The sequence below is a fragment of the Niallia yueguangensis genome, assembly GCF_052663115.1.
The window spans coordinates 82,942-107,485 of record NZ_JBQTCX010000006.1; the positions used below are offsets into that span (position 1 = coordinate 82,942).

Consider the following 24,544-nt stretch of genomic DNA (forward strand, 5'->3'; position numbering starts at 1 on the left):
GGTACATATTTTTCATTTTAAGGCTTTGTTAATTTTTAATGTTGATTTTAAAAGAAGATCCGCAGCAGGAATACACTTCGCTTTCCACGGGCGAATGCCAAGCCTCCTCGTCGCTTTGCTCCTGCGGGGTCTCGCCTATTTCGCTTTTCCCGTAGGAGTCTTCGTGTATTCCTGCTGCTCGGTGCTTCAAATATAGACAAAAACAACATTATCGTTTAACAGAGCCTACCTGTAAAAAAACCTCCCAATGTCGGAAGGTTCAAATTGTTACAAATTACTGTCTTGTTTTTTTAGCAGTTGAGGGGCTTTAGGCACTTCATGGTGATGACGACAGCGTGGTTCATAGGATTCTGATGCACCAACTAAAATAATCGGATCATCATAAGACGCTGGCGAACCGTTAATTAAGCGTTGTGTGCGACTTGCAGGTGAGCCACATACAGCACAAACTGCCTGAAGTTTTGTAACCAACTCAGCAATAGCCATCAAATCCGGCATTCTCGCAAAAGGTTCACCGCGAAAGTCTTGATCAAGTCCTGCACAAATTACACGATGACCACTATTTGCCAAATGTTGAATGACATCCACGATTTCCTCATCAAAAAACTGCACTTCATCAATCGCTACTAATTCAATATCTGCTGTTACATATTTAAAAATTTCCGCAGATTTGCTGATAGGAATAGCATTTGCTGTCGTACCATTATGAGACACAACCGCCTCCTCGCTATAACGATTATCTATTTTCGGTTTAAATACAATAATTTTTTGTTTGGCAAATTCTGCCCTTCTTATACGACGAATGAGTTCTTCCGATTTTCCAGAAAACATACTTCCACAAATCACTTCTACCCATCCATGCTGTTTCATTACATACATGAAACCACTCCTTCCCAAAAAACAACTCAGCAAAAATTCTTCCGTTTATTTCGTCAACAAAAACATAAGACACTTAAGGATAGAAGGGAAAACATATATGTATTTCCTTCTATTCTTAAACAGCTTATCGTGTAAGGTTAGAATTAATTTATTCATAAAAGAAAGAACAGGCAAGGAATAAAAACTTCTTGCCTGTTCTTGACATTTAATATTACTTAAGGCCGTATTTTTTGTTGAAACGATCAACACGTCCGCCAGCTTCAGCGAATTTTTGACGACCAGTATAGAACGGGTGGCACTCAGAACAAGTTTCAACTTTCATTTCTTTTTTAACAGAACCAGTTGTGAACTCATTTCCACACGCACATTTCACCGTAATTTGATTATAATTAGGATGAATTCCTGCTTTCATTCCTTTTCATCTCCTTCCGCCCTGCAACTTTCGAAACAGAGTTATAAAACAATGAAATTTCATTGTTAATTTTTAAAAACACACTGTGTTCATTATAGCAAGGACATTTCTATTTTGCAACTCGATTCATTATGAATCGAATAATTATAAAAAATCTATTATTTACTACCTTTAAGTTTAAATAACTTACTTGGGTTTTAAATCTATTAAGATCTTTTAGCTGTGCCGGCTTTCATTTGTTCTGCTAACACTGCAAAAAAATCTTCGTTTGATTTTGTTTGTCTTAATTTACGTAAAAATCGCTCTGCAAAATCAGGCGAATCAGACATCGACTTACGAATAGCCCATAGTTTATCTAAATGCTCTTTCGGGATAAGCAATTCTTCTTTTCTCGTTCCAGAGCGGCGAATATCGATAGCTGGGAATATTCTTCTTTCTGCAAGAGAACGATCTAAATGAAGCTCCATATTACCAGTTCCTTTGAATTCCTCATATATTACATCATCCATACGTGAACCGGTATCTACTAAAGCAGTTGCTAAAATCGTTAACGAACCGCCTTCTTCTATATTACGTGCAGCACCAAAGAAACGCTTTGGACGGTGAAAAGCCGCAGGGTCAATACCACCAGATAAAGTTCGACCACTCGGAGGAATTACGAGGTTGTATGCTCGTGCTAACCTTGTAATACTGTCCATTAAAATAATAACATCTCGTTTATGCTCTACAAGACGCATCGCTCTTTCTAATACAAGTTCTGCCACTTTAATATGATTTTCAGGCACTTCATCAAATGTCGAACTTACAACATCCCCTGTAACCGATCTTTCGATATCTGTTACTTCTTCTGGACGCTCATCAATTAATAATACAATTAATTCTGCATCTGGATGATTCGTTGTAATACTATTGGCAATTTCTTTAATTAACATTGTTTTCCCTGCTTTTGGCGGTGCAACAATAAGACCCCTTTGCCCAAACCCAACAGGCGCTAATACATCCATTATTCTAGTAGAAACATTTCTTTGTGTTGTTTCTAACTTCATTTGACGATTTGGATACAATGGAGTTAATGCTGGAAAATGCACTCTTTCTTTGGCAGCATCCGGATCATCTCCATTTACTGCTTCTACTTGCAGCAAACCAAAATAACGTTCATTTTCTTTTGGCGGGCGTACTTTTCCTGAAACTTTATCTCCATTTCTTAAATCAAATTTTCTAATTTGCGATGCAGATATATAGATGTCTTGGGAACTTGGAGAATAGTTTATTGGTCGTAGGAACCCAAAACCTTCCGACTGAATTATTTCTAAAACACCTTCCATAAAGAAATAGCCTTCTTGTTCCGCTCTCGCTTTTAAGATGGAGAAAATCAATTCTTTTTTCGTTAACTTACTATAATATGATACTTTATATTCACGTGCTAATTCATATAGCTCTTTTAATTTCATATTTTCTAAACTAGATATGTTTAATCCCATTTTGACACCACTCTTTTAAATTTTCAGTTATTCCTACCATTGTTTCGAGCATTAATATTAGGAAAGGAATGTTTTTATCATCTTTTTGAGGCAATGTGAAGAAATGCATTGTTGATGCGAGAATAAATTGAAGTAATAACATAAAAAGAATTGTTCTTTATACGAACTGTTTACATATTGTTTTCACACAAGATGAAAAAAATCCATAAACAAAAATACATTAACGTAAAAAGAATCTACCAAAAGCAATCTCTATTTTAACTCTTCCTATAAAAAATGTGCAACAATATTTTTTAAAATAAGTAAATATGTTCAAAAAGCCACCAAATTAAAGCTTCAAATCTCTTCGTTCGTTCGCTTGCTTCTAAATTAGATACCTTTTGGAAAGCAAACTATTAGCACAACTTTACTATTCATTTTTTCAAAAGGAAATAATGTTTTTGAAAGGATAGAGGAATAAGTAAAACTTCCTTCTGCGCGGGTCTTATCGCCGTTTTTGTGAATAAATTCGGCCCCTTAAGTTTTACCATTTTATCTCTTATTCAACTTTTATATACTATAAAATGTTTAAATATAAGGCTCTGTTAAACTTGGCTGTTCATTTCCGTTCCAGGCGTTCGCTTTCCGCGGGCGGTCCGGGAGCCTCCTCGGCGCTGTGCGCCTGTGGGGTCTCCCTCTGACTCGCTTTTCCCGCAGGAGTCTCACGCCTTCCACTCCAATCAACATCGTGCCAACATCAACAATGAGCTTTAACATAGCCAAATATAAAGAAGATTGCTTAAATTAGAGCACCATCTGTAAAGCAGCATCACTTTCACTAACTCTTCCATACAAATAATTAAATTTATCCACTAATTCATATCCAATACCAATTCCATTGTTTTCCCAAAAGATACATATCAGAAGCATAAAAAGTTGCCTTGTTCAGGCTGCTAATGTATTTCAGACTCCTACAGCATCGATTTTTCTTCTTTATAACGAATCAAAACCATAATCAATGCCTAGTAGCTTTTCTCCAATATACGTGAATTAATTAAGCATATCTGAAGTTGCCTGTGTCATCCGCACCCTTTTAACGCAAATTCCATAACACAACCAACTCCATGATCATCTTTCTATTATGCTCCCTTTATTTACGTATTTTTCAGTTGCTCATACTCTTCCTGAGACAGATTTTCTCTCCATATCGTTGCACCTAAGCCATTAAGCTTTTCTACTAAGTTGCTGTAACCCCTATCTATATGTTCAAGCCCTGTAACTTCAGTAACTCCGTCAGCTATGAGACCCGCAATGACTAACGCGGCTCCTGCTCGCAAATCACTCGCTTTTACTTTTGCTCCTTGTAAATGAACAGGTCCATGAATAATCGCGGAGCGTCCTTCTACTTTAATTGCTGCATTCATTCGCCGTAATTCATCAATATGTTTAAATCTAGCACTATATATTGTATCCGTGACCATACTTGTACCCTTTGTTTTTGTTAAAAGAGAAGTAAAAGGCTGTTGCAAGTCTGTCGGAAACCCAGGATACACTAATGTTTTTATATCTACTGCTTTTAAATCAGGATTAGACCTTACATATATTTGATCATCGCTTGATTCAATATGAACATTCATTTCCCTAAGTTTTGCGATTAATGATTCTAAATGCTGAGGAATGACATTATCAACTAAAATGCCCTCGCCAATTGCAGCACCAATAATAATATAGGTTCCCGCTTCAATACGATCTGGAATAATCGTATGACGGCAGCCATGCAATTGATCCACCCCTTCAATTCGAATAACATCGGTGCCGGCACCTTTAATTTTTGCTCCCATATTCGTTAATAAAGTAGCCACATCGATAATTTCCGGTTCTTTCGCTGCATTTTCAATAATCGTTCTGCCTTTTGCTCTTACTGCAGCAAGCATAATATTTATCGTAGCGCCAACACTGACAACGTCTAAATAAATTCGCGCACCTCTTAATTCTTCAGCTCGAAGATAGATCGCTCCTTGTTCATTCGTTACTTGTGCTCCAAGTGCTTCAAAGCCTTTAATATGCTGATCAATTGGACGTGGTCCAAGATGGCAGCCGCCTGGCAATCCTATTACAGCTTTTTTAAATCGGCCCAGCATTGCCCCCATTAAATAATAGGAAGCGCGTAATTTTTTCACCTTCCCATTTGGCATAGGCATTGAAATCATAGATGTTGGATCAACTGTCATATCTGAGTCTGAAAGCGATACAGACCCGCCTATTTCTTCCATAATTTCTTTTAAAATTTGTACATCAGAAATGTCAGGTAATCCCTCAATAGTAACTGGAGAATCAGCTAAAATAGTTGCTGGTATAAGAGCAACAGCACTATTTTTTGCTCCACTTATTCGAACAGTTCCCTTTAATGGAGATCCACCTGCAATCATAAGTTTTTCCATTTCTAACTCCCTTCTAAGCCATGCAAAACAAGTACAAGTTATGTACATAAAAGCACATATATAAAAACTTTGTACAAACAAAACATATCAGAGGTTGTTCAAAAAGTTTGGGAACATAAGCTTGCGATTTTCAGCGTCAGTTTGCTTATCCGCTTCTCAAGTATTTAAATAGAGGATCCTTCTACTAAAAACGCTCACGTCCTGTGAGCAACGTTGAAGTCATCACATCCTATAGAAATCTGATGCTCTAGGCGTTGCTTCCTTGAACTTCTCGGCTCTTTTTGTCCTCCTTTTTGAACTCGCACTATAAAAATTGAATCAAGGCTTGGACGTAAAATCTTTGTTTTATACTAATTACATTATTATACCAAAAAGTAATCTTAATAGGAAAAGGACAAATATTATGTAATGGTTATCAAGTGTTAAAGGGGGGATTCTTTTCACCTTTAACAAAATAACTAGACCATAAAGCTTACTATTTATTGCCTAACATGATAAAGGTTTACTTTTCTAATCTTTGAAAAAGCATAAAAGAACTGAACCGTGACAAAAGTTGAAGAGTACGCAGTAATATATTTTCTTTTGTTAATCAGAAGAAAATATTAGAGGATTTTTTTCAGAAATTAATCCTATTAACTTCTCTAAAGTAATTTCCATTCTAAGTTAAACAATAGATAATCTAAAAACAACTATCTATTTTTTTAACTTAGTAATAGTGTTTATTATTTCCTTCCTTGACTTCTTCGATACTTATTTTAGAAAGGATTCTTCATTATTTGCATTATTTTCGACAGTCTCCTGTCAATTTATAAGGAACAAAACCGCCCAAAACAGGCGGTTTCATTAAAAATAAAGAAAATAAAACATTTTTCTTCAAGGCTGAACAAGGCGTTTACGTTTTTCTTTTATTACGCTTTGTTTGAAGATCCGAACTCTTTGATTTTACCAACAACAGTAGCTTTAATTGCATCACGAGCTGGTCCTAAATATTTACGTGGATCATACTCTTCTGGTTTTGCAGCTAAAGTTTCGCGAACTGCTTTAGCAGAAGCAATTTGGTTTTCAGTATTTACGTTGATTTTAGCAGTTCCTAAAGAGATAGACTTTTGAATGTCTTTTGTAGGAATTCCAGTTCCACCGTGTAATACTAATGGCATACCAGTTAAGCTTCCGATTTCTTCCATCTCTGCGAATCCTAGGTTTGGTTCCCCTTTGTAAGGACCATGTACAGAACCTAGAGCTGGAGCTAAGCAGTCAATGCCAGTACGTTTAACTAGCTCATCACATTCTTTTGCATCAGCGTAAATAACACCTTCAGCAACAACATCATCTTCTTGTCCACCAACAGTACCTAATTCAGCTTCAACTGAAACACCTTTTGAATGAGCATATTCCACTACTTTTGAAGTAGTTTCAACGTTTTCTTCAAATGGATGATGAGAAGCATCGATCATAACAGAAGTGAATCCTGCATCGATTGCTTCTTTACATTTGTCAAAACTTGAACCATGGTCTAAATGAATTGCAACTGGTACAGTGATTTTGTAATCTACTAGTAATCCTTCTACCATTTTTACAACTGTTGTAAAACCACCCATATAACGTGCTGCACCTTCAGAAACCCCTAAAATTACAGGAGATTTCTCTTCTTCTGCAGCTTGAAGAATAGCTTGAGTAAACTCAAGGTTATTTAAGTTAAATTGTCCAACAGCATATCCTTCTGCTTTTGCTTTGTTTAACATTTCTGTCATTGAAACTAAAGGCATTTTTCTTCCTCCTTATTTATGATCGTCCTTTTTTACAAGGTAAGCTTATTAAATTCCCTAAAGGAAGTAAAATATGTATTTATTACCCTAAGTAAATCCAAACGAATCATTTTCCTTTTAAATTCATTTGTATCATACCAAAATAAGTGAAGAAATGCTATTATTCCATCAACTTTTTCTAAATTGTCACAAATAACCAAGTGTTTTTTTGCTATATTCTTACTTTTTTCCGATAATATGTATTTTTTATATGCTAACTTCCTTTACTTTTGAATATATTTTTTTACCGCATCTCTAAGATCATCAATATCAAAAGGTTTTGCAAAATGGGTTAGTGCACCTAAGTCTTTGGCTTCTTGAATCATATCAAGTTCACCGTATGCTGTCATAATAATCACACGGATCTCCTGATTTAATTTTTTCATTCTTTTTAGTATCTCAATACCATCCATACCAGGTATTTTCATGTCTAATAATACTAAATCCGGTGTTTCTTTTGTTACAATTTCTAAAGCTTGCACACCATTTGCCGCTTGAAATGTATCATATCCTTCTTTTTGAAATACTTCATTTAAAAGTATCCGTATCCCAAACTGATCATCTACAATCAATATTTTTCCTTTCATAATAAACCTACCTTTCCTTTCTAACAATCCCCATATTTTTCAACTTTTTTCTTCTTTTAACTTTAGATAACTTTCTACTAATTGGTCAAGATTTCCTGCTATCTTCTAAAATTTTACCTTTTCTCTTCCTTTTCTTATAATACAATTAGGTTATAATAGCGCTTTTTGGCAGATTTTCCTGTCGAATGTTAAGTTATTATTTAATGAGGCTGTTTTCGTATAGATTGTTGCTTTTAAACTCGCAGCCCGAATACACTTCGCGTTCCGCGGGCGAGCGTCGAGCCTCCTCGTCGCATACGCTCCTGTGGGGTCTCGTCTTTCTCGCATTCCCACAGGAGTCTACGTGTATTCAGTCTGCTGAGTACTTCTTCTCCCCTTTTTTCACGTAAAAAACAACAAACTTTGAGAAAACAGCTAAAATCAAAACAATTCATGGAGGGTTATAAATTGCTGAAAATGTTTTCCACCCAGTTGAGTGGGTTATTTAAAAGAATTCAAGACAAGGAGGAATCGATAGAAGATAGCGCTCGTCTGCTTGCTCAAGCAATTGTAGGTGATGGTACTATTTATTTGTTTGCAACTAATGAAATGAGTGGCGTAATTAGTGAAGCAACAAAAAGCGCCGAACCGCTGCAGCATGCAAAAGCTTGGAAAGACCAGGATTTAGCTGACATTTCACAAAGCGACCGATTTCTGCTACTCTCTAGAACTTCTGCTGATCCGGAAGTATTAGACTTTGCTAAACAGCTTCATCGCCGTCATATTTCTTTTGTCTCCATATCGACCATCCTGTCGGAGGAAGAAGAAGGAATACAAAATATTGCGGATGTGCATATTGATTTAACGCTAAAAAAAGCTTTACTGCCAGACGAAGATGGAAACCGATATGGATATCCAGCACTAATGTGTGCTTTGTATGCTTATTATGGAATCAAATTCACGATAGATGAAATGTTAAGAGAATACGATTTATAAGCTGAAAACACTCCATCATATCTACATATAGATTTTTAATCAAACGTTTGTTTAAATTTGTGAAGACACTGGTTCAGTCCTCTTATAAAGAATAGAGGAATCGTAGATAAGTGGGACAAAAAATAATGGATTAGAAAAAAAGCTAACTTCAAATGATAGTTTACACTTTTCATTCTCGTTAGCTTTTTTCTATGTTCTATAAAGGATGTAAATTATCCGTTTCTTTTGTCTAGCTGCAGCGCCCAACGACTCTCGTACTTCACTCTCCTCCTTATGATAAGTCAACATCGAATCGCTTTCGCTCTTCGTGTTTCCTTTATCTCGTTCGGAGTGCTCCAGTCCGTTCGTCGCTAAACGGGCGCTTCCGCTTTTCTTTGTCTAGCTGCAGCGCCCAACGACTCTCGTACTTCGCTCTCCTCCTTACGATAAGTCAACATCGAATCGCTTTCGCTCTTCGTGTTTCCTTTATCTCGTTCGGAGTGCTCCAGTCCGTTCGTCGCTAAACGGGCGCTTCTGCTTTTCTTTGTCTAGCTTCAACGCCTAGCCCTTATGAAAAATAACCCTTCGACTCTAAAAGTAAAAAGCACTTTTGAGTCAAATGAACATTTTTCTTCAGGGCTGATCAAGGCGCTTCCGCTTTTCTTACTTCTCTGCCATTTTGATGCTGGCTCCCACGAAGTCACGGAATAATGGCTGTGGTCTAGTTGGTCTTGAAATAAATTCTGGGTGGAATTGAGATGCTACAAACCAAGGGTGATCTTTTAATTCCACAATTTCTACTAAACGACCATCCGGGCTTGTTCCAGAGAAAATAAATCCAGCTTTCTCCATGTCTTGACGGTATTGATTATTAAATTCATAACGATGGCGATGTCTTTCATAAATCACTTCATCTTGATACGCTTCAAATGCTTTTGTATTTTCTTTTATTTTACAAGGATATAATCCTAAACGAAGTGTTCCGCCTAAATCTTCTATATCTTTTTGCTCTGGAAGCAAGTCAATGATTGGGTAAGCTGTATCTTCCTCAATTTCAGAAGTATGAGCTCCTTCCCAACCTAATACGTTTCGAGCAAATTCAATAGAAGCTACTTGCATACCTAAACAAATTCCAAAGAATGGAACCTTTTGCTCACGAGCGTATTGTGCTGCGAAAATTTTCCCTTCAATTCCACGATCGCCAAATCCTCCAGGAACTAGAATTCCATCTGCATCTTTAAGAAGCTCTGCAGCATTTTCTGCCTTTACTTCTTCCGCATTGATCCAATCAATCTCAATATCAGCATCAAAAGCATAACCTGCATGTTTTAATGCTTCTACAACAGAAATATAAGCGTCTTGCAACTCAACATATTTTCCTACAAGGGCAATTTTTGTTGTTTTAGATAGATTGCGGACTTTATCTACTAACTGAATCCATTCTGTCATATCTGCTTCTTCGCAGTTTAATTTTAAATGTTCGCATACGATTTGATCTAGGTTTTGATCTTGTAATGCTAATGGTATCGTATATAATGTATCCGCATCACGGCATTCAATTACTGCTTTTGTATCAATATCACAGAATAAAGCAATTTTATCTTTCATATCCTGTGAAATTTCTTTTTCAGTTCTTACAACAATAACATTTGGCTGTATTCCTAAGCTGCGAAGTTCTTTTACACTATGTTGTGTTGGTTTTGTTTTCATTTCTCCTGCTGCTTTAATATACGGTACTAATGTACAGTGAATATACATAACATTTTCTCTGCCAATGTCATTTTTGATTTGACGAATCGCTTCTAAAAATGGCAATGACTCAATATCCCCTACAGTTCCACCAATTTCCGTTATGACAACATCTGCATTTGTTTCACGCCCTGCTCGATATACTCTTTCTTTAATTTCATTTGTAATGTGAGGAATAACTTGAACCGTTCCTCCAAGATAATCCCCTCGACGCTCTTTTTGTAATACAGTCGAATAAATTTTACCTGTTGTAACGTTGTTGTATTTTGTTAAGTTAATATCGATAAAGCGCTCATAATGTCCTAAGTCAAGATCTGTTTCTGCACCATCATCTGTAACAAAAACCTCTCCATGCTGATATGGACTCATTGTTCCTGGATCCACATTTATATATGGATCAAACTTTTGAATCGTTACGCTCACTCCACGATTTTTTAATAAACGGCCAAGAGATGCTGCTGTAATCCCTTTTCCAAGTGATGAAACAACACCACCTGTTACAAAAATATATTTTGTCATTTTTAAATCCCCCTTATTTATCAGTTTGTACATATTCCTCTTTTTTAAAGATTATATTTTTTCACAGAGGATTGACACGATATAGCAGATGCATTTATAAAATAGTTATAAACTATGGCTCTTTTTGTATAGATTGTTGTTACTTACCCCGCAGCCTAAATACACTTCGCTTTCCGCGGACGAGTGCCGAGCCTCCTCGTCGCTATGCTCCTGCACAAGTCTCGTCTTTCTCGCTTTTCTAAGCAGGAGTCTACGTGTATTCAGGCTGCTCAGTGCTTCAACCACGTTTGTTATTTTATTCCCAAAACAAACTTTTAGAAAACAGCCTAAACTATTATAAAAAATAAAAAAAGCCCCTCTTACTTCTAAAAAAGTAAGGGAGCGCTGTTTAACAAATATAAGATCGTTCCTTTTTTAAGGAGCCCAAAAATGATTTTACAAGCATAGACTTTAAAAGTCAAGGGACTTATTTATTGTCTTCCTCTTCCTCTTCTTCAAAGTCGTCCTCATCATCTTCTTCATCTAAATCTTCGTCATCGATTTCATACTCATCTTCAATATCTTCTTCAAAATCATCATCTTCTTCTACAAGATCGTCATCTAATAAATCATCATCATCATCATCGTCATTATCATCGTCGTCATCTAGAAGTTCGTCATCATCGTCATCTTCAAAGTCATCATAATCTTCTTCATCTTCAAGCAGGTCAAAATCATCAAAATCTTCTTCAACTGCTTTTTTCGATTTTTTCTTTTTCGGTTTTGTTACTGTTACTATCTCTTCTTCTGATTTATCTACAGGATACCAAATTCTTAATCCCCAACGATTATCACCTAAAGAAAGAAAACGTCCATCAATATTAATATCTGTATAAAACTGTGCAATTTTTGCATTTACTTCCTCTTCTGTTAAATCTAAAATCTTTGTTAGTTCACTCACAATTTCGTGAAAGGAATAAGGTGTTTTTCCACCGTTTAATAATTCATATGCAACATCAATTAACGACATTTCTTGTAATTCTACTTTTGTGTATTTATCTACACTCATTTCTTGCACTTCCTTCCTCTATCTAAACTCTTTTACTTGAAGCAATCAGAGCAAAAATACATATTCTCCATTATAAACAATATCTTGGTGAATATGCTAGTTTCAGTTAAGGATTATTTGACTTTTCTTTTAAAATTTATCTTCTCTATTAATTAATATGACATTTTGTTAGAAATTTTTTCTTTTTGGAAATACTTAATACTTAAGGGAGGAACAAAATGAACTTACTACTTTTCATTATTATCATTTTCATTATAATAATCGTATATATATATATCGATTTTTCCCTTGGGAGAAAACACAACCTGACACAAATTAACAGACATAACCATGCCTTTCGTAATACAGACTTTCATTTATATAGAGACGGAACAGAATTATTTCCCGATTTATTTTCGGCAATTAAAGACGCCAAACATCATATTCATATTTTGTTTTATACGGTTAAAGCGGACAGCCTCAGCAATGAATTTTTATCATTATTAGAGGAAAAGGCAAAAGAAGGTGTGGAAGTTGCCTCATCCTTGATTGGCTGGGCAGTTTAATTGTCAGAAAAAAAACAACTAAAAAACTTGAAGCTGCGGGAGTTCAATTTCGATTTTGTCAAATTCCAAAGTTCCCGTTTTTATTTTATTCCCTACAAGTAAGAAACCATCGAAAAATCACGATCATTGACGGGAATATCGGATTTATGGGAGGGTTTAATGTTGGCAGGGACTATATACATGCAAATCTTAAACTAAGTCCATGGAGAGATTATCATCTAAAGCTGACAGGTGAAGGAGTCGAGGATTTACAAAGAGAATTCCTAATTGATTGGTTGGAAGCATCCAAAATTAATTTACTGCAAAATGACGATTATTTTCCAAAACAAAAAAAAGGGAAATCAAGACACCAAACCATTCCTTCACAAGGAAAGTATTTAGAAGAAGTATTGTCTCAGTTAATCCGCCATGCAAAAAGTTCCCTTATTATTGGAACTCCTTATTTTATCCCAAGCAAAAAAATAATGAACGAGCTAATGTTTGCATTGAAACGGAATGTTTCCATCACCCTTCTTCTACCTAAAAATTCAGACCATATTCTTGTAAAAGAAGCTTCCTATCCTTTTTTAAGAATCCTACTTTCCGAAAACGCCCGTGCTTTCCAGTTTAAGCATGGTTTCTTTCATGGAAAATGTATTTTAGTGGATGAGGAAATATGTTTCATTGGGTCATCTAACTTTGATAAGCGAAGTATTTTTCTTAATCATGAGATAAATTGCAGTATCTATGATCCACTTTTTATTCAGCGGATGAATGAAATTCTAACCAACGATATGAAAGAGTCTAATGAGATATTCTATGAAGATATTGCAAGACGAACTATTTGGGGATGGATAAAAGAAAAAATAGCATACATTATTTCTCCGTTTTTATAATGTGGTAGATGCTACAGCCTGAATACACGTAGACTCCTGCGGGAAAAGCGAGAAAGACGAGACTTGTGCAGGAGCATAGCGACGAGGAGGATCGGCACTCGTCGGCGGAAAGCGAAGTGTATTCAGGCTGCGGGGTAAATAACAACAATCTATACGAAAACAGCCTTTGAAAATAACGATTTCACACTCTAATTCATGTTAGTGCAGGGAATTTTATTTTCACCATAAACTGTTCTTCTTTATAAACAAAATCTAAAAAACCATGATGTTGTTTTACAATATTTCCGATTATTTTTGTACCGTATCCTCTATTCGCTCCTGATTTTGTGGACAGTCCGTATGTATTAAATAATTCATCCAGTATTTTAACAGGAATTGAAAGACTATCATTTCTACAAATTAATATGTAAATGCCGCTTCTTTTATAAAATTGCAGAGACAACAATGGCATCTTATTATATTTTTGTCTCCATTCAAGACATGCTTCCAAACCGTTTGTTAGTAAGTTGCTTAGCATCGCAACCAATTCTTTATCAGCCATTGGCAGTGTAGATACTGGCAAATCGAGATCATATGCAACCTCTATTCCACTTGCTTTCGCCTGTCTGTAAATACTATGAAGCACTCCAGCTACTGCTCCTTTTTCCCCTTTAATAGATAAATTTGTTTCCTTATACCCTTCTACCAACTGATCTAAATATTGTTTTGCATTATTGTATTCTTTGCTTTCCATCATAAAATGAACAGCAGCAATATGCTTAAGAAAATCATGTCTTTCACTCCGCACAATTCGGAAGGTTTCATTAATGTGAATCCGCTCCTCCTCCAATTGATTTACGTTTTGTTTTAAGGAAACGAACGAATTTAACGTAATATATCGGCATATTTCTATCACCATAAACATAGCCATTGCTAGAACTTTAAAAGAATCGGGCAGAACGAAAGCCAAAGTGATTACCAGCAGTTGCAGCAGCCACAACAGTCCGTTTATTTTCTTTTCATAAAACAGAGAATGAACAATAATTTTGCTGGAGATTAAGTAACAGCTTGCTATTATAACAGCAATAAGGCTGATAAAAATAATATTATTCCAGTAAAAGGACATAATGAATAATCGTACATGAAAGATTGCAAGCAGTATAATAAGCCCCCAATAGACTTTTTCTGTTTTCAACTATCTTCCCACCTTTAAAAATGGCTGTTTTCGTATAGATTATTGCTTTTAAACGCATTCCCACAGGAGTCTACGTGTATGCAGGTTGCCAAGAAATACATTTCCAAATTGTTTTTTTATGAAAAAATAACAAACTTTGAGAAAACAGCCTTAAAAATAATTATTTTGTATAAATTCGACTTTATCTTTTGTTATCATTGCTTTTTCTTCTATTCCATCAAATGTGACGGTATAGGAATTTTTGGCATATAAAGAAAAGTTTTTCACATAGTGAATATTAATAATAAAGGAACGATGTGATCGGATAAAATCTCTTTCTCTTAATTCTCCTTCTAACTCATTTAATGTTTGATACGTTTTGATCGCATTTGATTTTGTATAAATAGTCGTTGCACGTCCCGATCGTTCAATAAAAATAATTTCCTTCTTTTGAATAATATGTATATCACTTTTTTGTTTTACATATAATCTGCCTGCAATTTCTGCCGTTTGTGTTTTTTCTATTAATCTCTGAATCGATTGTACTAGTCTTTCTTTTGAATATGGCTTCATGATATAGTCATGAACATTCAGTTCAAAAGCATGCACCGCATATCCGCTGTTTGCGGTAACAAAAATCACTGTAATGTTTAATGCATGTGCATGAATAATATCTGCCAATTCATAGCCAGAAAGATTCGGCATTTCAATATCCGCAATTAATAGATCGATTGATTCTTTTTTGATTTGCTCGTATGCTTCTTCTGCCGATAAAGTAGAAAAAACAATTTCTGCTTCTGGAATACTCGAAACAATTCCGTTTAATTTATCTAAATCAATCACTCGATCATCTACTAGACCAATCCTCATGCTTTACCGCCTCGCTCTTTTTCCATTGCCAAACGCTATAATTTCTAAATTTGGAATTACTTATCTATTTTATCATTTTTATCTTTTTATTTAACCTTTTCGCGACATAAAAAGGCATTTTCACGACATATCCGCAGAATCTTCCACTGTATCTTTGTATGATAAAAGCAATAACACAATTAGAGGTGAACGAGTTTGATTGATATTCAAGAGGTTACCAAAAAATTTCGTGATAAAAAAACATCTGTCACTGCCTTAAAGCATGTATCCTTAACCGTTGAAAAAGGGCAAACAGTTGGTTTATTAGGGGAAAACGGTGCAGGGAAAACTACTCTTCTTCGCACTATTGCCACCCTACTACAGCCAACTGAAGGAAAAGTCATCGTTGCCGGTTATGCTACAAACACTAGACCAGAAGAAGTAAAAAAACGCATTGGTGTACTTTTTGGTGGAGAAACCGGGTTATATGACCGATTAACAGCTAAAGAAAACTTAGTATACTTTGCTGCCTTGTATGGCTTAAGCAAGCATGAAACAAAAGTGCGTATTGATGAATTGGCAAAAATGTTTGGGATGAAGGATTATTTAAATCGAAAAGTTGGCGGTTTTTCCAAAGGGATGCGGCAAAAGGTTGCTATTGCCAGAACTCTAATTCACAACCCAGAAATTATTTTATTTGATGAGCCGACGACAGGATTGGATATTACTTCTTCCAACGTTTTCCGCCAGCTTGTCCATCAATTAAAACGAGAAGGAAAAACGATTATTTTTTCCAGCCACATAATGGAAGAAGTAAGCATGTTATGCGATTCTGTTGCGATGATGCATAAAGGAGAGCTCGTTCATCATGGCAGTTTAGAGCAATTATATACTTCAGAAGGCAGCAGGGATTTAAACTATATTTTTATGAGCAAGCTTGTAAGAGGAGGTCAAAGCTATGTTTCTTAAAATATATATAAAAGAAATAAAAGATTGTTTTCGAGATCGAAGAACACTATTATTAACCGTATTCTTGCCAATTATTATGATGACTGGCTTAACGCTTTTTTATGAAAAGCTAGTATCCAACGGTGAAGGCGAAACTTTTACACTAGCTGTTGATTCATCACTAGATAAAGGAGTTGAAAATGTATTAAAAACAAGTGAGAATCTTCAATTAAAACATGTTGCTAATCCGGAAAAAACATTGCAAAAAGGCGAAGCTCAGGCGGCTCTTATTTTCGATCGACATTTCTCTGCTAATATTCAAAATGGAACAGAAACAAATATAACCATTATCGGAGATACTTTTAGCCAGAGTTCTTCAACTCTTATATCACTTGTCACGAACGCATTATCTCAATATGAAAAATCGATTGTGTTTGAGCGTTTGGAAAAAGAAGGTGTTGCAACAAATATCATTCAGCCTTTCCAAATAACGCAAAAAGAAATTTCTGCTGAAGATCCAACGATCAATGTAATTGCCATGCTTATCCCATTAATATTAGCGATTAGCATCGGTGTAGGTTCAGGTCCTTCTGCTGCTGATTTGTTCGCAGGCGAAAAAGAGAAAAAAACGATGGAAGCATTATTAATGACGCCAATTAATCGCTCCATTTTAGTATTCGCCAAATGGTTAACCATTACAACAATCGGTACAATTACCGGGGTTGTTACACTAATAGTTGTTGTGCTGGAAATTACTTTTTTAACGGAAAACTTAAAAAAAGCTATTCATTTTGATAATAATTATTTGGCAACTATTGGATTCTCCTTGTTGATTACGATTATTTATTCAATGTTTGTCGCTTCTCTTCACATGCTGACAAGCATTATCGGCAAAACAATCAAAGAAGCACAGAGCTACAGTACACCTATTATGATGCTCACTGTCTTTCCGTTGATGTTTACATCCAATCTTGGCATAAACGAACTGAAGGTCAAACATTTTGCCATACCTATTATGAATTTATTCAGCCTACTAAAAGAATTAATATTTGGCATTTTAAATTATGAACATATTTTCATTACTTTTGGAAGCAATATTATTGTAATGGTAATTGTCTTTTTACTGGGCAGGCTGCTATTTTTGAAAGATAAATGGGTAATGAACTAAATAAAAAGGATTGGCGCAGGTCGCCAATCCTTTTATTGATGCTTCTTACATTTTCTCTGGTGCAGATACGCCAATTAAGCGCAATGCATTTTTTAATGTAATTTGTGTTGCTTTAATAAGTGCTAATCTTGCTTTTGTTCTTTCTAAGTTATCTGCATCCAACACTTTTTCCGCATTGTAGAAGCTGTGGAATGTGGATGCTAGATCATAAATATAGTTAGTAATTCTATGCGGCATTCTTTTTAATGCTGCTTCTCCAACCGCTTGTGGGAATTCGCCTAATTTTTTCAGCAAATCAAATTCTTTTTCGGCTGCAATTTGTGCCACATCTAAGTTGTCTGTCAACTCGATGCCTTGCTCTTTTCCTTGTCTTAAAATACTGGAAATGCGGGCATGAGCATATTGTGCATAGTAAACAGGGTTTTCATTTGATTGAGATACTGCTAAATCTAAGTCAAAATCTAAATGCGTATCCGCACTTCTCATCGCAAAGAAGTAGCGTGTTGCATCAAGACCAACTTCCTCTACTAAGTCTCTCATCGTTACCGCTTTCCCTGTACGTTTACTCATCTTCATTTTTTCACCATTTTTATATAGATGAACAAGCTGAATAATTTCTACTTCCAACGCGTCTTTATCATAGCCAAGCGCTTGAATTGCAGCCTTCATACGCGGGATATACCCGTGATGATCTGCTCCCCAAATATTAATAAGCTTTTCAAATCCTCTTTCCAGCTTATCTTTATGGTAAGCGATATCAGGAGTTAAATAAGTGTATGATCCGTCATTTTTAATTAAAACACGGTCTTTATCATCAGCAAAATCGGTTGAGCGCAGCCATGTCGCACCATCCTGCTCATAAATGTAGCCATTTTCTTTTAACGTATTAAGGGCAACATCAATTTTGCCATTATGGTATAAGGATGTTTCTGAATACCAAACATCAAACGGCACACGGAAGTCTTCTAAATCTTGTTTTAGTTTTGCCATCTCGTATTTCAGACCATATTCACGGAAAAAGTCAAAACGTTCTTGCTCAGAAACATTTACATACTTTTCACCGAATTCTTCCGCTAGCTTTTTGCCGATGCCAACAATATCTTCTCCATGGTAGCCATCTGCCGGCATTTCTTTTTCCACACCTAACGCTTGGAAATAACGTGCTTCTACCGATAATGCTAAGTTATTAATTTGGTTTCCAGCATCATTAATATAATATTCTCTTGATACATCATAGCCCGCTTTATCTAAAATATTACATAATGAATCACCAACGGCAGCGCCGCGAGCATGTCCTAAATGCAGGTCTCCTGTTGGGTTTGCAGAAACAAACTCTACTTGTACCTTTTCTTTGTTTCCAACATTTGTTTGACCATATGCTTCATCTGCTTTTAAAATAGTCGGAATTAAATCGGTTAAATAGCTGTTGTTCATATAAAAGTTGATAAATCCAGGTCCGGCAATTTCTAACTTTTCAATAGACGCTTTGCTTGTATCGAAATTTCCAATGATAGCTTCTGCAATCATACGCGGCGCTTTTTTTGCCACTCTCGCTAATTGCATCGCCATATTGGTTGAATAATCTCCATGTGCTTTATCTTTTGGAAGTTCTAAAACGACTTCAGGAATTTGCTCTTCTGCTGCTAATCCTGCTTTTATAACACTTACTTTAATCTCTTGCTTTAAATTTTCTTTTATTTGGTCAACTATATTCATGCTTATTTTTTCTCCTCCTTGAAAATTATCGTCATATGATACGTTCCATTTTGATTGCCTTGCATTTTTAGGTCATATAATAAATCAAAGGTGCCTGACGTATGATTCGGCGATTTTTCCAGCGTCATTCTTTTTGTATCAGTAACTAGCTGAAAAACCCCGTATGGACTTTCATAACTGCCATTTCGCAGCTTATTCAGCATGAAGGAAAGCCTCATTTTTACGGCCCCGCTGCGAAGGATCAATCCTTCCTTTTCTGCTATCTTAATAATGGTTTTGATGGAGCCTTCTTCTATAATTTCTTCATACTTTATATATTTACTATTATCTTTTTCTAAATATTGTCCAAACCCAATCCACTCAATGCTCTCTTTATTCTTCCCGTTGTATATATGGGTTGTTACATGTATTTTAACAGGCACTTGTTCCGCTGATAAAGCTGACAACGGCAACACTTCCTTTTCGTTTACTGTGTATAACTTTATAAGTATAAATTTTTTAAAGGGGAAGTGCAAGATGGTGAGGATAATCTAGGAAAAGTTATACTTTTATTAAATGCTATATAGTACATTTTGCAGAAAAAACAATCCTTTTCTTCCTTATTCATATCCCGCTAATCGAAAAATAAATTTTTAGCTAATTAAAGCCAAATAGTCAACAAGACTGTCTAATAATTAGAAATCAAAAAAAGAGGTGATTACCATTTACAACTTAGTAAAAAAAGCACAAAAGGGTGATGAGAAAGCATACATAACTCTTTTCCAACAATATGAAGAAGATTTATATCGAATTGCGTATGTGTATGTAAGAAATAAAAATGATGCCCTTGATATTGTTCAAGAGACCGCTTATAAATCATTCAGTAAATTAAAATCCTTGAAAAAACCAGAATATTTTAAAACGTGGCTAATTAAGATAGCCATTAACTCTGCAATTAGTTTTTTGAGAAAAGAGCAGAAAGTTGTTCCTATGAAAACAGAAAATACAGAGTTCATAAGTTCAAATGATAAAGATCTCTCTCTGCATTTAACAAAAGAGAAAAAGAAACATTTCCCAAAATGGATTATCGGCACTGCTGCTTCTATTTTGATAATAATTTTACCATTAACTTTAGGAAATTATTATTTCGCAGAAGCGGCAGATACATTAATAAATAAAATTTTTGGCTCAAAAGAAGAATTACCAGATGGTGGGGATCATTTTGTTCCCTATTTAGAAACTCATTTGGAATTAGCAAAAAAGGTTTTGACGAAAGAAGAGTTTTCTGAGTATATTCAACTAGAAAAAGAGGGTTTAAAAATAATCAAAAAAATGCAAGACGAAAATAGACATTCCTTAACTTCTGAAGAGAAAAAGAAGAACGATACTATTCTACAGAAAATAGAAAAATACGAAAAAAGAATAGCGCAACTAACGCAACATACATTTGAAGAAGCACAAAAAATGTCCAGTTACCCTATAAACCGACCAACCTATATCCCGGAAGGATATAAATTAGAGTGGGAAAAAGCACAAACTTCGGAAAATAACATAGGGCATGATCCGACTGTCACATTACAATATAGAAGCGAGAAATTCGGCGGATTCATTACAGAACAGCAGAAAATAGACGACCAAGTAAAAGACACAATAGAAGAATGGCACTTTGAGCATACAGAGTCATATGAAAGAAATGGATATACAATGGATTATTGTTACTATTCAAGCAGCAATATCACAGGGATGAGAATAACTGTACCAGATAAAAAATATAAAATTGTAATGATTGCGGATACTTTATCTAAAGAAGAAATGGAAAAGATATTGTTTTCAATGGTTGAGAAATAACCAAGCAAAAGCGTATAATTTCAGGATGTCGACAAACACTCTACTCCTCGCAAGTCTTCATGCCTTAATAGAGCATGTCGTGAATCAACCTGAGAATTTAGTAGAAAAAACTCGTTTCTTTCAACGAGTTTTTTCACTTGTTTTATTTGCTGTGTTCATTGCTTGAAGTGACTTCTACGCTTCGACTTATTCGGCTCTTTTTATCTCCTTTTTGAAACTCACTTACATTAGATCTTTCACAAACTTCGGCAATACAAATGCTGCTTTATGTATTTCCTTTGTATAATATCTCGTTTCGATATCATGGAAACGGCTATCTGGCACTTCTAATGGATCAAATTTTTTTGATCCGATTGTGAACGCCCATATACCACTTGGATAAGTAGGAATGTTCGCCAAGTATAATCTAGTAATTGGAAAAATTTCTTTTACATCTTTTTGAACGGAGCGAATTAAATCCGCTTTAAACCATGGATTATCTGATTGCGCTACAAAAGTCCCTTCCTCTTTTAACGCTTTAGAAATTCCAGCATAAAAACCTCTTGTAAATAAGTTTACTGCTGGTCCTACAGGTTCAGTTGAATCTACCATAATAACATCATATTCATTTTCACTTTCAGCGATGTGCATAAAACCATCACCTACTTTTACTTCCACTCTTTTATCCTCTAACATCCCTGCAATTTCCGGAAGATATTGTTTGCTGTATTCGATTACCTTTCCGTCTATATCAACCAATGTTGCTTTTTTTACGCTTGGATGTTTTAATACCTCCCTAATTACACCACCATCACCACCGCCTACTACTAACACATTTTCAGGATTAGGGTGTGTAAACAAAGGTATATGTGCCACCATTTCATGATAAACAAACTCATCTTTAACAGACGTCATGACCATTCCATCTAGCAATAACATATTTCCCCACTCTTCTGTTTCTACCATATCCAGCTTTTGGTATTCTGTTTGCTCTGTATGTAAAGTTCGGTTAATTTTCATCGTAATGCCAAAATGATCTGTTTGTTTTTCTGTAAACCATATTCCCATTATATATCCCCCATTCTTTTTTTCTTTCTATCATTCCTCATACTCCCCAAACAAATACTTATTAAACCTGAAACAAGCCTTAGAGTATTTACATGAAAAATTTAACTATAGAGGTATAAAAATGTTTAAAACCCACATCATAACTACATACTATAGCTATCTATTATTATTTGCTGTAGTAAACTTTCATCAGCTTGAAAAGCTCATGGAATTCATTATCATTTGGGAGGTGTTATATAAATGGAGATCATGGCAAAAAACCGGCTTAAAAACTCATCTAAATATTTTCGACTATTTGTTTTTTTAGGATTATTATCGATGATTACTGTCAGCATAGTCGTTATTGGCATTCTTATTTATGCGAAGATATTAGGGCCGCCACCTCTTGCTGTTTCCCAATCTACTTTTTATTATTCCGATGATGGCAGCATCATCGGTGAAAGCAATAATGGACAAAAACGATATTGGGTTCCGATTGAAGAGATTAGTCCTTCTCTTGTGAATGCAACCGTCTCTATTGAAGATAAAAACTTTTTTACTCATCATGGATTTGATTATAAACGAATGGCAGGCGCAGTTCTTGCTGATATAAAGGCGATGGAAAAGGTGCAAGGAGCAAGTACGATTACGCAGCAATACGCCCGAAACTTATTTTTAGAGCATGATAAAACATGGAAAAGAAAGTTATCGGAAGCTTTTTATGCGATTCGCCTCGAAATGTTTTATAGTAAACAAGAAATTTTGGAAGGATATTTAAATACGATCTATTATGGAAACGGTGCTTACGGTGCAGAAGCTGCCAGTCAATACTATTTCGGAAAAGACGCATCGGACCTTTCCTTAGGAGAAGCAACGATGCTTGCAGGAATTCCAAAAGGTCCTGGCTCATACTCTCCACTCATATCTTTGGATAAAGCAAAACAAAGACAAAAGATTATTTTACAATCACTAAAAAAAAATCATTATATTAACAAAACACAAATGGAGCAGGCCTTAAAGGAAAAATTAACCTATGTCGGCAAGTTCCCGATATCAAATGTGGAAACAGCACCATATTTTCAAGATACTGTAAAAAATATTTTAAAAAATGAGCTTCATTTAGATGACCGGACAATTGCCCTTGGAGGCTTGCGCGTTTATACAACTTTAAATACGAAACAGCAGGAAATTGCAGAAAACACCATTCACTCCGTCATAAATCCGAAAAGCAATATTCAAATTGGATTTGTTTCAATGGATCCTAAAACGGGGTATGTAAAAGCAATGGTTGGCGGCCGGGATTATGATAAAAGTCCGTTTAACAGAGCAGTACAAGCGACTAGACAACCGGGATCGACGATGAAACCGTTGTTGTATTATGCTGCTTTAGAACATGGTTTTACTCCAGCAACAATGATGAGCAGTGAAAAAACAACTTTCCGTTTTGAGGACGGACAGGATCCGTATACTCCCCATAATTTTAATAATAAATATGCAGAAGGAAATATTACGTTAGCTCAGGCACTTGCCTTATCAGATAATGTGTATGCTGTGAAAACCCATTTATTTTTAGGACAAAACACTTTAGTCGAAACAGCAAAAAGATTCGGAATTTCTACTCCGCTGCAGGAAGTCCCTTCGTTGGCATTAGGTACTTCCAACGTGAAAGTAATTGAAATGGCAAACGCCTACAGCATCTTTGCCAATGGCGGAAAAAAAGTAGAACCAGTATTTATTACAAAAATCGAAACAGCTGATGGAAAAGTGTTGTATCAGCATAAACAAGAACAAAAAAGATTGTTAAATAAAGATTTAACCTTTGTGATGAACGAATTGATGACCGGTATGTTTGATAAAAACTTAGACGGCTATTCAAGTGTTACTGGAACGACCATTATGAAAGAAATGAACAGAATTTATGCTGGAAAATCTGGTTCAACGGAATCAGACAGCTGGATGATTGGCTATACCCCACAGCTCGTATCTGCAGTATGGACTGGATACGATCAAGGAGAGCCAATTACTTTGGCTGCCGATAAAACATACGCAAAAAACGTATGGGTTCACTTTATGGAAGAAAGCTTAAAAGAGGAACCGATTAAGGGATTTGAGCCTACTAAAGGAACAGTCGGCGTGTATATAGATCCGAAAAGCGGCAAGCTGGCAACAAGTGGCTGTCCTACAAAAAGGTTGATGTACTTTACAAAAGAAACAGTGCCAACCGAGTATTGCTCTGACTTGCCGAAAGAGGATGCTTCTGATTCTAATAAAAAAGGCAAGAAAATTGAGGAAAAAATGCCTTGGTATAAACGGATTTTTCATTGGTAATTTAATTCACAGGCAATTCTCAAATAAAGATGTCCTTCATAGCTCTGATGAAGGACATCTTTATTGGGGTTCGAACGTTTTTTTCCTTCATAACCATGATGAACGACATTTTCCTTATTGTTCAACACATTTTGTCCTTCATAGCCCTGATGAAGGACATTTCCCTTATTGTTCAACGCATTTTGTCCTTCATAACCCTGATGAAGGACATTTTCCTTATTGTTCGACCACATTTTGTCCTTCATAATCCTGATG

22 protein-coding genes are annotated in these 24,544 nt (G+C 35.6%); 7 read left to right on the forward strand and 15 right to left on the reverse strand.

The annotated features are described in order from the left end of the window. Positions 1–267: 267 nt before the first annotated feature. The 7 genes from ACTYA4_RS07585 to ACTYA4_RS07615 all read right to left on the reverse strand — a co-directional run bounded on the left by ACTYA4_RS07585 (position 268) and on the right by ACTYA4_RS07615 (position 7,587). Positions 268–879, reverse strand: a complete 612-nt coding sequence (locus ACTYA4_RS07585) for a thymidine kinase (RefSeq protein ID WP_443480928.1) — start codon at positions 877–879, stop codon at positions 268–270. 211 nt (positions 880–1,090) lie between these two features. Next, positions 1,091–1,291 (reverse strand): 50S ribosomal protein L31, encoded by a 201-nt coding sequence (rpmE, locus tag ACTYA4_RS07590; protein ID WP_443480927.1) that lies wholly within the window; start codon positions 1,289–1,291, stop codon positions 1,091–1,093. 206 nt (positions 1,292–1,497) lie between these two features. Then, positions 1,498–2,772 carry a transcription termination factor Rho gene (gene rho, locus ACTYA4_RS07595; protein WP_443480926.1) on the reverse strand — a complete coding sequence of 425 codons (1,275 nt, stop codon included), beginning with the start codon at positions 2,770–2,772 and terminating at the stop codon, positions 1,498–1,500. Positions 2,773–3,555: 783 nt separating this feature from the next. Continuing rightward, a complete protein-coding gene (locus ACTYA4_RS07600; protein ID WP_445505587.1) occupies positions 3,556–3,681 on the reverse strand; it encodes a hypothetical protein in 126 nt (41 codons plus the stop codon). A gap of 224 nt (positions 3,682–3,905) precedes the next feature. Next, positions 3,906–5,192, reverse strand: coding sequence for a UDP-N-acetylglucosamine 1-carboxyvinyltransferase (gene murA, locus ACTYA4_RS07605; protein WP_443480925.1), 1,287 nt, complete (start codon positions 5,190–5,192; stop codon positions 3,906–3,908). Positions 5,193–6,100: 908 nt separating this feature from the next. Next, positions 6,101–6,958 (reverse strand): class II fructose-bisphosphate aldolase, encoded by an 858-nt coding sequence (locus ACTYA4_RS07610; protein WP_443480924.1) that lies wholly within the window; start codon positions 6,956–6,958, stop codon positions 6,101–6,103. Between the two features lie 263 nt (positions 6,959–7,221). Beyond that, positions 7,222–7,587: a response regulator gene (locus ACTYA4_RS07615; RefSeq protein ID WP_443480996.1), complete on the reverse strand. Its 366-nt coding sequence runs from the start codon at positions 7,585–7,587 to the stop codon at positions 7,222–7,224. A 444-nt stretch (positions 7,588–8,031) separates the two neighbouring features. On the opposite strand from ACTYA4_RS07615, the gene ACTYA4_RS07620 reads away from it, so the two are divergent. Further along, the gene (locus ACTYA4_RS07620) at positions 8,032–8,559 is read left to right on the forward strand and encodes a DUF2529 domain-containing protein (RefSeq protein ID WP_443480923.1); all 528 of its coding nucleotides are present in this window, start codon (positions 8,032–8,034) and stop codon (positions 8,557–8,559) included. A gap of 642 nt (positions 8,560–9,201) precedes the next feature. Here the strand turns inward: ACTYA4_RS07620 and pyrG are convergent. Together pyrG and rpoE are read right to left on the reverse strand one after the other, a co-directional pair. Further along, positions 9,202–10,806 (reverse strand): CTP synthase, encoded by a 1,605-nt coding sequence (pyrG, locus tag ACTYA4_RS07625; protein WP_443480922.1) that lies wholly within the window; start codon positions 10,804–10,806, stop codon positions 9,202–9,204. A 466-nt stretch (positions 10,807–11,272) separates the two neighbouring features. After that, positions 11,273–11,854, reverse strand: coding sequence for a DNA-directed RNA polymerase subunit delta (gene rpoE / locus ACTYA4_RS07630; RefSeq protein WP_443480921.1), 582 nt, complete (start codon positions 11,852–11,854; stop codon positions 11,273–11,275). A 218-nt stretch (positions 11,855–12,072) separates the two neighbouring features. On the opposite strand from rpoE, the gene ACTYA4_RS07635 reads away from it, so the two are divergent. Together ACTYA4_RS07635 and ACTYA4_RS07640 are read left to right on the forward strand one after the other, a co-directional pair. Further along, positions 12,073–12,399: a phospholipase D-like domain-containing protein gene (locus ACTYA4_RS07635; protein ID WP_443480920.1), complete on the forward strand. Its 327-nt coding sequence runs from the start codon at positions 12,073–12,075 to the stop codon at positions 12,397–12,399. Between the two features lie 146 nt (positions 12,400–12,545). Further along, the gene (locus tag ACTYA4_RS07640; RefSeq protein WP_443480919.1) at positions 12,546–13,274 is read left to right on the forward strand and encodes a phospholipase D-like domain-containing protein; all 729 of its coding nucleotides are present in this window, start codon (positions 12,546–12,548) and stop codon (positions 13,272–13,274) included. A 193-nt stretch (positions 13,275–13,467) separates the two neighbouring features. Here the strand turns inward: ACTYA4_RS07640 and ACTYA4_RS07645 are convergent, their stop codons facing one another. Both ACTYA4_RS07645 and ACTYA4_RS07650 read right to left on the reverse strand, forming a co-directional pair. Beyond that, positions 13,468–14,448, reverse strand: coding sequence for a sensor histidine kinase (locus tag ACTYA4_RS07645; protein ID WP_443480918.1), 981 nt, complete (start codon positions 14,446–14,448; stop codon positions 13,468–13,470). A 150-nt stretch (positions 14,449–14,598) separates the two neighbouring features. Next, positions 14,599–15,297 (reverse strand): LytR/AlgR family response regulator transcription factor, encoded by a 699-nt coding sequence (locus tag ACTYA4_RS07650; protein ID WP_443480917.1) that lies wholly within the window; start codon positions 15,295–15,297, stop codon positions 14,599–14,601. A 195-nt stretch (positions 15,298–15,492) separates the two neighbouring features. Here ACTYA4_RS07650 and ACTYA4_RS07655 point away from each other — a divergent pair, with 195 nt between their 5' ends. Then, a complete protein-coding gene (locus ACTYA4_RS07655) occupies positions 15,493–16,245 on the forward strand; it encodes an ATP-binding cassette domain-containing protein (protein WP_443480916.1) in 753 nt (250 codons plus the stop codon). Further along, positions 16,235–17,392, forward strand: coding sequence for an ABC transporter permease (locus tag ACTYA4_RS07660; protein ID WP_443480915.1), 1,158 nt, complete (start codon positions 16,235–16,237; stop codon positions 17,390–17,392). Before ACTYA4_RS07655 ends, ACTYA4_RS07660 begins: the two co-directional genes overlap by 11 nt. A gap of 45 nt (positions 17,393–17,437) precedes the next feature. Here ACTYA4_RS07660 and argS read toward each other — a convergent pair whose 3' ends face one another. Both argS and ACTYA4_RS07670 read right to left on the reverse strand, forming a co-directional pair. After that, positions 17,438–19,108: an arginine--tRNA ligase gene (gene argS / locus ACTYA4_RS07665; protein WP_443480914.1), complete on the reverse strand. Its 1,671-nt coding sequence runs from the start codon at positions 19,106–19,108 to the stop codon at positions 17,438–17,440. 2 nt (positions 19,109–19,110) lie between these two features. Further along, entirely contained in the window at positions 19,111–19,554 is a 444-nt protein-coding gene (locus ACTYA4_RS07670) for a YwiB family protein (protein WP_445505588.1), read from the reverse strand. Between the two features lie 247 nt (positions 19,555–19,801). On the opposite strand from ACTYA4_RS07670, the gene ACTYA4_RS07675 reads away from it, so the two are divergent. Further along, the gene (locus ACTYA4_RS07675) at positions 19,802–20,935 is read left to right on the forward strand and encodes a sigma-70 family RNA polymerase sigma factor (RefSeq protein WP_443480912.1); all 1,134 of its coding nucleotides are present in this window, start codon (positions 19,802–19,804) and stop codon (positions 20,933–20,935) included. A 222-nt stretch (positions 20,936–21,157) separates the two neighbouring features. Here the strand turns inward: ACTYA4_RS07675 and speE are convergent, their stop codons facing one another. Then, the gene (speE, locus tag ACTYA4_RS07680) at positions 21,158–21,982 is read right to left on the reverse strand and encodes a spermidine synthase (RefSeq protein WP_443480911.1); all 825 of its coding nucleotides are present in this window, start codon (positions 21,980–21,982) and stop codon (positions 21,158–21,160) included. 240 nt (positions 21,983–22,222) lie between these two features. Between speE and ACTYA4_RS07685 the strand changes: the two genes are divergently transcribed. After that, positions 22,223–24,289 (forward strand): transglycosylase domain-containing protein, encoded by a 2,067-nt coding sequence (locus ACTYA4_RS07685; RefSeq protein ID WP_443480910.1) that lies wholly within the window; start codon positions 22,223–22,225, stop codon positions 24,287–24,289. Here ACTYA4_RS07685 and ACTYA4_RS07690 read toward each other — a convergent pair. Continuing rightward, positions 24,280–24,522 (reverse strand): hypothetical protein, encoded by a 243-nt coding sequence (locus ACTYA4_RS07690; protein WP_443480909.1) that lies wholly within the window; start codon positions 24,520–24,522, stop codon positions 24,280–24,282. The two genes, ACTYA4_RS07685 and ACTYA4_RS07690, sit on opposite strands and share 10 nt — an antisense overlap. Positions 24,523–24,544: the final 22 nt, after the last annotated feature.

What these genes read in the sequence shown, in the direction of transcription:
- ACTYA4_RS07690 (WP_443480909.1), bottom strand. Translation starts at nt 24,522, where the DNA reads ATGTGGTCGAACAATAAGGAAAATGTCCTTCATCAGGGTTATGAAGGA.
- ACTYA4_RS07660 (WP_443480915.1), top strand. Translation starts at nt 16,235, where the DNA reads ATGTTTCTTAAAATATATATAAAAGAAATAAAAGATTGTTTTCGAGAT.
- argS (WP_443480914.1), bottom strand. Translation starts at nt 19,108, where the DNA reads ATGAATATAGTTGACCAAATAAAAGAAAATTTAAAGCAAGAGATTAAA.
- ACTYA4_RS07650 (WP_443480917.1), bottom strand. Translation starts at nt 15,297, where the DNA reads ATGAGGATTGGTCTAGTAGATGATCGAGTGATTGATTTAGATAAATTA.
- rho (WP_443480926.1), bottom strand. Translation starts at nt 2,772, where the DNA reads ATGGGATTAAACATATCTAGTTTAGAAAATATGAAATTAAAAGAGCTA.
- murA (WP_443480925.1), bottom strand. Translation starts at nt 5,192, where the DNA reads ATGGAAAAACTTATGATTGCAGGTGGATCTCCATTAAAGGGAACTGTT.
- pyrG (WP_443480922.1), bottom strand. Translation starts at nt 10,806, where the DNA reads ATGACAAAATATATTTTTGTAACAGGTGGTGTTGTTTCATCACTTGGA.
- ACTYA4_RS07600 (WP_445505587.1), bottom strand. Translation starts at nt 3,681, where the DNA reads ATGCTTCTGATATGTATCTTTTGGGAAAACAATGGAATTGGTATTGGA.
- ACTYA4_RS07610 (WP_443480924.1), bottom strand. Translation starts at nt 6,958, where the DNA reads ATGCCTTTAGTTTCAATGACAGAAATGTTAAACAAAGCAAAAGCAGAA.
- rpmE (WP_443480927.1), bottom strand. Translation starts at nt 1,291, where the DNA reads ATGAAAGCAGGAATTCATCCTAATTATAATCAAATTACGGTGAAATGT.
- ACTYA4_RS07685 (WP_443480910.1), top strand. Translation starts at nt 22,223, where the DNA reads ATGGAGATCATGGCAAAAAACCGGCTTAAAAACTCATCTAAATATTTT.
- speE (WP_443480911.1), bottom strand. Translation starts at nt 21,982, where the DNA reads ATGGGAATATGGTTTACAGAAAAACAAACAGATCATTTTGGCATTACG.
- ACTYA4_RS07635 (WP_443480920.1), top strand. Translation starts at nt 12,073, where the DNA reads ATGAACTTACTACTTTTCATTATTATCATTTTCATTATAATAATCGTA.
- ACTYA4_RS07585 (WP_443480928.1), bottom strand. Translation starts at nt 879, where the DNA reads ATGTATGTAATGAAACAGCATGGATGGGTAGAAGTGATTTGTGGAAGT.
- rpoE (WP_443480921.1), bottom strand. Translation starts at nt 11,854, where the DNA reads ATGAGTGTAGATAAATACACAAAAGTAGAATTACAAGAAATGTCGTTA.
- ACTYA4_RS07640 (WP_443480919.1), top strand. Translation starts at nt 12,546, where the DNA reads ATGGGAGGGTTTAATGTTGGCAGGGACTATATACATGCAAATCTTAAA.